Genomic DNA, 9,091 nt, shown 5'->3' on the forward strand with positions numbered 1-9,091 from the left:
GCGAGCGGGACCGGTCGCTGACGCCGTGCTGACGTAACATCGCGGGCGACGAGGGAGTTCCGCTGAGGCGTCGGCAATGGTGCTCGGGAGGGACTCCCATGCGGCGATGGCGATTGAGGTTGGCGTGGACCTGTTCAAGCGGCTGGGCATGGCCTTGTTGGCGATCGGCAGCTGCGGCTGGCCGGCCATGCGCGCGTATGCCGCACTGGATGCCACGGGGCAACGGGAAGTGGCAGCACTACTGACCTTTGTCGGTAACAGCCATTGCACCTTTATTCGCAACGGAAGCTCCTACAGCGGGGTCGCGGCGAGAGCGCACCTGCAGAGCAAGCTGGAATATCTGGAACACAGGGACCAGATCAACTCCGCCGAAGAGTTCATTGCACGCGCAGCCAGCACGAGCAGTTTCAGCGGCAAGCCTTACAAGGTGAATTGCGACGGCAAGGAGCAATTGTCCGCCGATTGGCTGACCGAGGAACTGTTGCGCCTGCGGCAAGCAGAACCCTGAGCTTGAGCGCTCCGTCGTTTCACGCGCAAAGGTTTGACCGGTGCGTGCCGTTGAGCGCCGCTCAACGTTCGAAACGGTAGTTGATGCTCGCGCGACTGAATTCGGTGGCGGTAAGCGCCTCGAAATTCCAGCGACCGCTGATGTGGTAGCGCAGCGTGATCACCTGACCGGGATCGAACAGCCCGACGCCATAGCTGAAGTACAGCCGGGGCGAGAGGTACTTGCCTACCGTGAAGGCGGAGCCGCCGCCCAGTGCATCGTTGTTGGTGACGCCCACATCGTCGATGCCCAAACGCGCGCCGATGCTCTTGGCCAGCAGGTTGCCCGCGGCCGAGCCCAACGCCTGGGCGGCCGCGTTCACCGTGTTGCCTTCATTGCCCCTGACCTGGGACAGCGGGCGGCCGGTAATCAGGTAGGCGAGGGCGTCCGATTGCTGCATGACCGGCTGCGAGAAGACGTTGAGCACAGGGCGTTGCGCGGTGCCGGTCACGATCAGGCCCACCTGCTGGCCATCATCAATGGTCGCGTTGGGATTGAGGCGGCGAATAGCGCGGATATTCAGGCCGGGGTTGTCGATCGGCGTGCTGGCGAACAGCAGCTGGCCGCGTGAGATTTCCAGGTTCTGCCCATAGGCCCGATAGGTGCCGCTGACGTCGATCTGGCCCTGGCCGAGGGCACTGCGGCCAGGGCGCTCGCTCACGACCACCTGACCCTGCAGGTGGCCGTCCAGCCCCATGCCGACGAGATGGGTCTTCTTTCCAAGATTGACCGTGACCGTCGTGGTGATCGGCAAGCGGGCCGCCTGTTCCTCACGATGCGGATCGTCCACCACGACCACGTCGGGTGAAGCCCGGGTCGCCCCCGCGCCCGGCAATTTGGAAAGATCCACGTCGGCACTGTCGAGCGTGATGGAGCCGCTGATGTCCAGCCCTTCGGCGCCATGGCGGAGGGCGAGATCGGGCGAGACCACGATCTTGGCCGAGGGAATATCGACAGCCGTGAAGTTGCTGCCCTTCACCGACAGTACCGCTTGCGTGTCGGCGCCGATGGCGGCGGACCCTTGAAGTGCGACGTTGCCGCTGCCGGAATGCAGCGTGCCGTCGATCTGGAAGTGCCGCGCGTCGCGTGTGCTGACGACGATCCGACCCTGGCTGAGCTTCAGACCCATGGCGGGAATCTCGGCGGCCAGTTCACTCGCCGTCGCCTGCCCGTTGATCGCTGGCTGGGCCACGGTGCCGCCCAGGGTGAAATCGCCACTGATGGTGCCCTTGGGCTTGACCACCGCGTTGGTGAAAATTTCCAGCAGCGCCAGGTTGGTCATGTGCATGGAGACGCGACCGGCAAGCGCCTGCTGGGCACCGCTGATGGTGACCTGGCCATCCAGACGTCCGTTGTTGGTGAGCCCCGCATGCAGATCGATGTGCTGGTTGGACGGGCTCAGCTGTGCGTTCAGTGCGAGATTGTCGTAGGTCAGCAAGGGCTGGTCGGCGCGATCGGCGTAGGCGATCGCGCCTCGCGCGGACGTGATCGATGCCGTGCCATTGAGTGCGCCAGCGCTCGTGCGCCGGATGCTGCCATTGCCCTGCAACGTGCCTTCCACGCGCATCGGCACCTTGCTGGTGCTCACCGCACTCAACACCAGGGCGATGGGCAGGCCGTGCAGGCGATAGCTGGCGTCCAGGTTGCCCGCCTTGTCCTGTTTGGCAGCGGCGCACAGCAGCGGCTCGCCAGCAGTAAGGCATAGCTCCGAGACACTCATCGCCCCGTCGTTGTACGAAAGCTGGGAGGACTGCTGCAGGCGCCAGGGGGGGAGGCCCTGCACATCGATGGTGAGCGAGGACAGCGTGCCGTTCCAGGCCGAACCGCGCAGGCTGCCGTTGAGGGACAAGGCAGTCGCCAACGCCGCGCCGTGGGCGTTCAGCGTGAGGTTATGCCGTTCCGCGGTACCGTCACCGCGCACGTTAACCTGAGTGAAGGCGAGGCCTCCCGCATTCACGCCCGTGGCTTGCAGGTCGAGCCTGCCGCCGGGGCGGCGGATGTCGGGCACGTTGGCGAGCAGCCGCAGGCTGTCCACCCGCTGTCCCACATAGTTGAGCGCCTGGCCTTGCAGGTTGGCATCGACGGCTAAGCCGGGATATTTCCCGAGTACACGGATCGTGCCTTGGACGCGACCGGCCGCATCGGGCAACCAGTCCGCCAGGGTAGCGATGGCTAGCGTGATGGTGACGTTGTTGCTGTTGCCCGGCCGCGCGTCGATCCGTACATCGCTGACGCCGGAGACCAGATGCAGCTGGCCATTCAACACGCCCTCCGGGGGCAAATGCAGTTTGCCTTCGCCGCGCACGGTGCGGTCGCGCAGTTGCCCGACCAGCTTGCGGATGTCCAGGGTGACGTCCGGCCGGTCCTTCGGCAGCGTGCCTTGCGAGGCAATATCGAAATCGAGAGAGCCATGCCACTTTGCCAGCACGTGACCGGGATCGAACTTGTCCGCCGTGGCCTCAAGCTGCCAGGCCTGTGCGGGCTGCAGCGTGAGCGTGCCCTTGGCATCCAGCTGGCCTTGCGGCTGCTTGACGGTGAGCGAGTGCAGGGTGATCAACTGCTGCGTGCCGTCGAGGCCGAGCGAGATATCGGCGAGCTTGCCAGGTGGCCCTAGCGCCAGCTTGCCCTCGGCATGGAACTGATCAAGGCTGCCCTTGGCCTGTAACTGGCCGTGGCTCAACAACGCTTGTCCGACCAAGGCCTCGGGAAGTTCCAGTCCCGCCCAGTCGACGGTCAAGTTCGCCGACACCGGATGTTCGCCGAGCTGCACAACACCGCGCGCCGTGACATCGCCCTTGAACTGTGGCGATGCCAGGTCGACTTGATCCAGCGTGAGCGTCTTGAAGTCGTCGCTGAAACGCACGCCCAACGGACGCAGTTGCAGCTGGTAGTCGTTGAGCCCCAGTTGACCGGTCAAGCTGCCGCTGCGGCGATCGCCGTGGCCTTCAAGCGCCACCGCCAAGGCAGTCAGGGAGCTCTCACCCAGCAGGGGCTTGGGGTTGAAACTCGGCGCGTCCAGGCGCGCTGCCCAGGCGTAGTCGCCGCTTTGCGCCAGGTCGAGTTGCAGATGCGCTGCCATGGGTTGGCTGAGTTGCACATCGGCATGGGCGTGCTTGCCATCGCCATGTGCCTGCAACTCGCCGGCGTAGTCGGTGCCGGCGAAGCGCCACGCGAAACGGAGCTTGCTGTCGCCACGATAGTTGCCCGCCACCACCAGGGTGCCATCAAGATCGGCATGACCATCCGGTGCACGCAGGGCGAGTTGTCGTAACTCGATGCCTTCAGATGTCCATGCGCCCACCAGGTCGAGACTGTTCGAAGCAAACAGCAGCTGACCCTGCTGGGTCAGTCGGAAGGCGCCGACATGCGCGCGATCCAGCACCATGTCGAACGGCGGTTGCAGCGAGAAGCTGCTTTCGCTTTCCGGATTGCTCTTGGGCAACGCGATATCCACACCGTCGGCGTCGAGCGCGAGCGCATGCACGCGCTGGTGCCATAGCGCGCGTGCGCGCAAATCCAGATGCGCCTTTGCAACCTTCACATCGAGGCCCTTGCCGTCCGCATAACGTAGGCCGACCAGGTCCAAGGGGCCGATCAATCGCCCTTGCGCCGACTGCACGGTCAGTGCGCCATGGGTGAAGCCTTCGGCGCGCGCCAGGGCAAAACGCAGACCAGGGGCGGTGCCGATCAGCCAGCCAAGGAAAAGCGCGAGCAGGAGCAGCAGCGTGACGAGCGACAGCACCGTCCAGCGCAGCCAGCGACGACGCGCTTGCGGTGCGGGAGCAGAAGGAGCAGGTGTGGACGTCGCGGCGGTCATCGCGTCTTTCTCACAGATCCGGCCCAATCACGACGTGAAGCTCCACGCCGTGATCCGTCGAGTTGTGCACGGGCACGCCCAGGTCAACCCGGATCATACCCACCGGTGACAACCAGCGGACACCGAGGCCTGCGCCGATTTCGGGTTTGTAATCGGTGCCGCTGAACGCGTTGCCGGCATCGACGAAGGTCGCCATGCCCCAGGTGCGGGTGAAGTAGTGTTCCACTTCGGTGCTGGCGACCAACAGATTCTTGCCGCCGATGACGCGGCCGTAGCTGTTTTCCGGGCCGATGCTCTGAAAACCATAGCCGCGTACCGAGCGGTCGCCGCCGGCAAAGAAACGCAGCTGCGGTGGCAGGTCGGAAAAATCATTGGTCCAGGTCGCACCGGCCGAACCGCGCAGGATCAGGCGATTGTTGCCGGCGAAGGAGTTGATCCATTTGGCGTCGGCGGTGACCTGGCTGAAGCTGGCGTCCGACAGCAGGGTGCCGACGGTGCTGCGGGCCGTCAGGATCAGCGACCAGCCATTGCGCACGAAGATCGGGTTGTCGCCGGATTTGCGTGACAGCGACATCTCGGGATAGACCAGGGTGCTCTGGCCATGATCCAGGCCGGGCGTGTTGTCCGGTTCATTGCCTCGCTTGCCCACCGTAAAGGTGCCGTCGAGCACGTGCATGCCGATGCTACGGGTCCAGCCGTACCACTGGCGCGTTTCGTTCGCGATGATTTCCAGTGTGCGCGACTGGGACGTGTCGGTATTCGAATCGCGATAGATGGCGCCGTAGTTGAAACTGCGCTGATTCGGTCCGGGCAGCGGCACGACATACAGGGTGGAGACGGTCTTCAGGTTCTGCGCCAGCACCACCTCGTTCTTCCATTTGTGACCGCGCCGGTTGGTCCAGCGCAGCTCGTAGCCCAGGCGTACGCCGAAACCGGTGTCGGTGCCGAAGAACGGGCCGCCGGTGTAGATGGTGCGCTTGGCCGGCGCCAGGTCCACCTTGACGTCGACCACGCCATGCTTCTTGCCGTCGACATCGGGCTGCACGTTGACTACCGAAAAGTAATCGGCGCCGTTCAAGGCCTGTTGCAGCTGTAGCAGCTGGCTTTGCGAGAAATAGTCGCCGTGCTTGAACGGCACGTAGCGCTGCAGGAAACCTGGCCGGAACTGCGATCCTTCGAAATGCACGTCGCCGAAGCGATAGCGGGGACCGACTTCCCAGGCCAGGCGGACGATGGCGCTGCGCTCGCCGCGATGCACTTCCACGCGACGGGTGGTCAGTCGCGCGTCCAGAAAGCCGTCGGCGGTCAGTGCGCTGCTGAGCGCGTCGCGGGCGGCGTCATACACGCCGTGGTTGAGCGTTTCGCCCTTGAGGTTCTCGATGGCGCGTTTGGCGCGACGGATGCCCGGAATCTCCGCTGCTTTCGGATCGAGCTGAAGCTCGACGGCGGTCACCGTTACCGGCGCACCAGGGATCACGTGCAGGGTGACGCGCCAGTTGCCACCGCCCAGTGACTCGAGCCGGCCGTCCACCGCAGCCTCGTAGTAACCGTAGGGCTCCATCGCGCTCTTTGCCTGCTCGACGGCCTGGCCATAAAGGCGCTGCATCTGCGCATCGGTGACATTGCGATTGGCGTATTGGGCGACATCCACGCCCGAGCTGACGGCGAACTTGAGCGGGTCTTCCACGCCATCCACCACCAGCTGCACGCCCGCATGCGCAAGCAGCGGGAAAAACAGCAACGGCAGCAGCGTCAGGCGTTGGATTCGGCCCATGCGTTCGGTGTTTCCATCCTGGAAGCGTTGGGTAGGCGCTTTGACACGCCTGCCCGCAGCTTAGCTGACCCGTCACTGGTGGACCCATGAACCATTCCATGGGTCACCTGGGTGTCAGCCGGCCTTGTCGCCGGCCTTGTGCGCAATCCACGCACCCACCACGGCCGAGACATAAGGGATGGACTGTGCAGCCATGATGAACATCCACAGCACGCCCTCGACGTAATGCGTGCCGAAGCGCAGGCCCATGCCGGCGATGCACAGGAACAGCGCGACCGCCATCAGCAGTTCTTCGCGCACCGGGGCGAAGGCGGCGAAATTGCTGCCGCCCAGGCGCCGGCTCTTGGCCGTGACCACGAACGAGGTCTTCTCGCGCGTCAGGCCGTGCAGGATGCCGCGGGCAATGGCGTGGGACAGGCCCATGCTGGCCAGCGAAGCCATCAAGGTGTCGTACCAGCTGCAGGGAACACGCGCGCGGTACAGCACGATGCCGAAGATCGCCTTGGCAAAGAAGAACCCGATCACGGGGATCAGGAACAGCTGCATCGGCAGGCTGAAGATGCTGGGGAAGGCCACCATGCCGGCGGTCCAGAAGATCGCCATCATGGTGAAGATCAGGTGCAGCGCATCGGCAAACCAGCTGAACCAGCCGGTCAGGAAGTGGAAGCGCTGGCCGCCGGAGAGCGGACCCTTCTTGGTCATCCAGTCCCAACGGCCCTTGAGAATCTGCATGGCGCCGAAGGCCCAGCGATAGCGCTGGCTCTTGTATGCCTTGAAGTCGGCCGGGGTCAGGCCCTTGCCCATCAGCTCGTCGACGTAGACCAGCTCATAGCCGGCATGCATCAGGCGCAGGCCCAGCTCGGCGTCCTCGCAGATGGTCCATTCCGACCAGCCGCCGGTGCCTTCCAGCGCCGAACGACGCACCATGGTCATGGTGCCGTGCTGGATGATGGCATTGCGCTCGTTGCGGTGGTGCATGCCGATGCGGAAGAAGCCGTCGTATTCCCACGCGGTCATGCGGCGGAAACGGTTGTGCTCGAACTCGCGGTGCGCCTGCGGGCACTGCACCACGGCCACCTTCGGGTTGTGGAAGTGGCCGGTCAGCGCGGCCAGCCAGTCCTTGCGTACTTCATAGTCGGCGTCGATCACTGCCACCACGTCGGCGCGCGGGTCGGTTTCCTTCAAGCCGAAGTTCAGCGCACCGGCCTTGAAGCCCGGCCACGGCTCCAGGTGGAAGAAGCGGAACTTGCTGCCCAACTTCTCGCAGTAGTCCTGTACCGGCTTCCAGATCGCCGGGTCCTTGGTGTTGTTGTCGATCACCAGGACTTCGTAGTTCTCGTATTCCAGCGCGGCCAGCGAGTCGAGCGTGATGATGACCATCTCCGGCGGCTCGTTGTAGCAGGCCAGGTGGATCGACACGAACGGCTGCTTCTCCACCGGGTCGGGCCTGAGCAGGCCGGCGTGGCGAATCCAGTCGCGGCGCCACAGCACTTCGGTGAACTCGAAGCCGTTGATCAGCAGGATGCTGAGGATCGCGATCTGGGCCGGGAACAGCAGCACCAGCATGGTCCAGTCGATCCAGCTCAGGTAGAAGTTGAACGGCAGCGTGGCCGACCACACGACCAGGCCGCAGGCCAGCTGGATCAGCGCACAGAAGAAGAACCGCCCCATCAGCTTGAAGCGGCTGTAATGGCGCGCGAACCAGATCATCGGCAGCAGGGCGAGCAGGCTCGCCGCCAGCGCCTTCCACGGCCAGCCGGTGTCCTCGGTCACCGGGCCGGTGAACGGAAACTTCAGCTGCCGGTCGGCATTGAACATGCCCCAATAGGCCTCGGTGCGGCCTGAGAGCTTCTCCTTCCAGGGCTGGTCGAACGCTTCCATCACGTAGTAATCGATGTTGCGTTTCTTCGCCTCGTTGAACCAGGTGCGCAGGAAGATCGCCTGGTTCGACACCGACGGGTCGGCGTACTTGAAGCGATCGCCGTTCGACGGCCAGCCGATTTCGCCGATCACGATAAGCTTGCCGGGAAACATCTTCTGTAACGTTTCATAGCTGCCCAGCGCATCCTTGATCGCGGGGTAGCGGCCAAGGGGATCATTGCGGTCAAGCCCCCTGCCGGTAGCCGTCGCCGCAATACCGTTCCAGTACGGGAACAGGTGCACGGTGATGAAGTCGACGTGCTGGGCCAGTTCCGGGTACTTGGCCCAGATGTGCCAGGGCTCGGCAATCGTGACCGGCTGGTGCACCGCCGCGCGCACGCGGTCGGCATAGGCCATCAGCTGTTCGGGTGACACATCGTTGCGGAACAACACTTCGTTGCCGACGATGACCCGGTTGATCGAGTTGGGGTAGCGACGCGACTGGGCAATCAGCGCCTCGATTTCCTTCTCGTTGTTGTCCAGACGGCGGTCGATCCAGGCGCCGGCCATCACCTGCAGCCCTTCCTGCTCGGCCAGGCGATACACCTGCGGGGTCAGCAGCATCGAGTAGGTGCGGATGCGCGGGGAGTACTGGCTGATCAGCTTGAGATCGCCGGCAATCTCGTCTTCGCTGGGGAAATCGTTCTTCAGCGGGTTCTGATAGCGCTGGAAGGCGGACAGCGCAAAGCCGCCGATCGGACCTTTCCAGTCCTCGGGACCATGCGGCAGGTTGCTCCACCACCACAGGCCGATGTTCATGGCCGCAACGATCAGGGCGAGCAGGATGCCTGCGAGCAGCGGATGCCGGCTGTCGTTAGAGTCTGGTTTCATATTCCAAGTGCCTCGCGCCGGGAACTGTTTGCGCGCAGGGCAAGGAAGAGCGAGGAAGTGTACGTCCGTACACGACTGAGCGATGACGCCGCCCTGTGGGCAAACAGACTCGGCCCGTAGGGTTGCGCTTGAGCGGTTGCCAGGCGGCGGCGCGCGGCTTGACCTGTCAGCCAGGCAGGCGCTGCGCCACGCGCCGCCGCCT

The 9,091-nt window shown here is 64.3% G+C and carries 4 protein-coding genes; 1 reads left to right on the plus strand and 3 read right to left on the minus strand.

Annotated elements, in window-relative coordinates:
- Positions 1 to 76 precede the first annotated feature (76 nt).
- A complete protein-coding gene (locus tag OUZ30_RS16645; RefSeq protein ID WP_266183547.1) occupies positions 77 to 508 on the plus strand; it encodes a DUF5329 domain-containing protein in 432 nt (143 codons plus the stop codon).
- Positions 509 to 569: 61 nt separating this feature from the next.
- On the opposite strand, the gene OUZ30_RS16650 is transcribed toward OUZ30_RS16645, so the two are convergent.
- From OUZ30_RS16650 to OUZ30_RS16660, 3 genes are all read right to left on the minus strand, one after another.
- Entirely contained in the window at positions 570 to 4,364 is a 3,795-nt protein-coding gene (locus tag OUZ30_RS16650) for a translocation/assembly module TamB domain-containing protein (protein ID WP_266183548.1), read from the minus strand.
- 10 nt (positions 4,365 to 4,374) lie between these two features.
- On the minus strand, positions 4,375 to 6,138 hold the full coding sequence (locus OUZ30_RS16655) for an autotransporter assembly complex protein TamA (protein WP_266183549.1): 1,764 nt from the start codon (positions 6,136 to 6,138) through the stop codon (positions 4,375 to 4,377).
- A 114-nt stretch (positions 6,139 to 6,252) separates the two neighbouring features.
- Complete coding sequence (locus OUZ30_RS16660) at positions 6,253 to 8,889, minus strand: glycosyltransferase family 2 protein (protein ID WP_266183550.1); 2,637 nt, start codon at positions 8,887 to 8,889, stop codon at positions 6,253 to 6,255.
- Positions 8,890 to 9,091 lie beyond the last annotated feature (202 nt).

Source organism: Dyella humicola (genome assembly GCF_026283945.1).
In the GTDB taxonomy this organism is placed as follows: Bacteria; Pseudomonadota; Gammaproteobacteria; order Xanthomonadales; family Rhodanobacteraceae; genus Dyella; species Dyella humicola.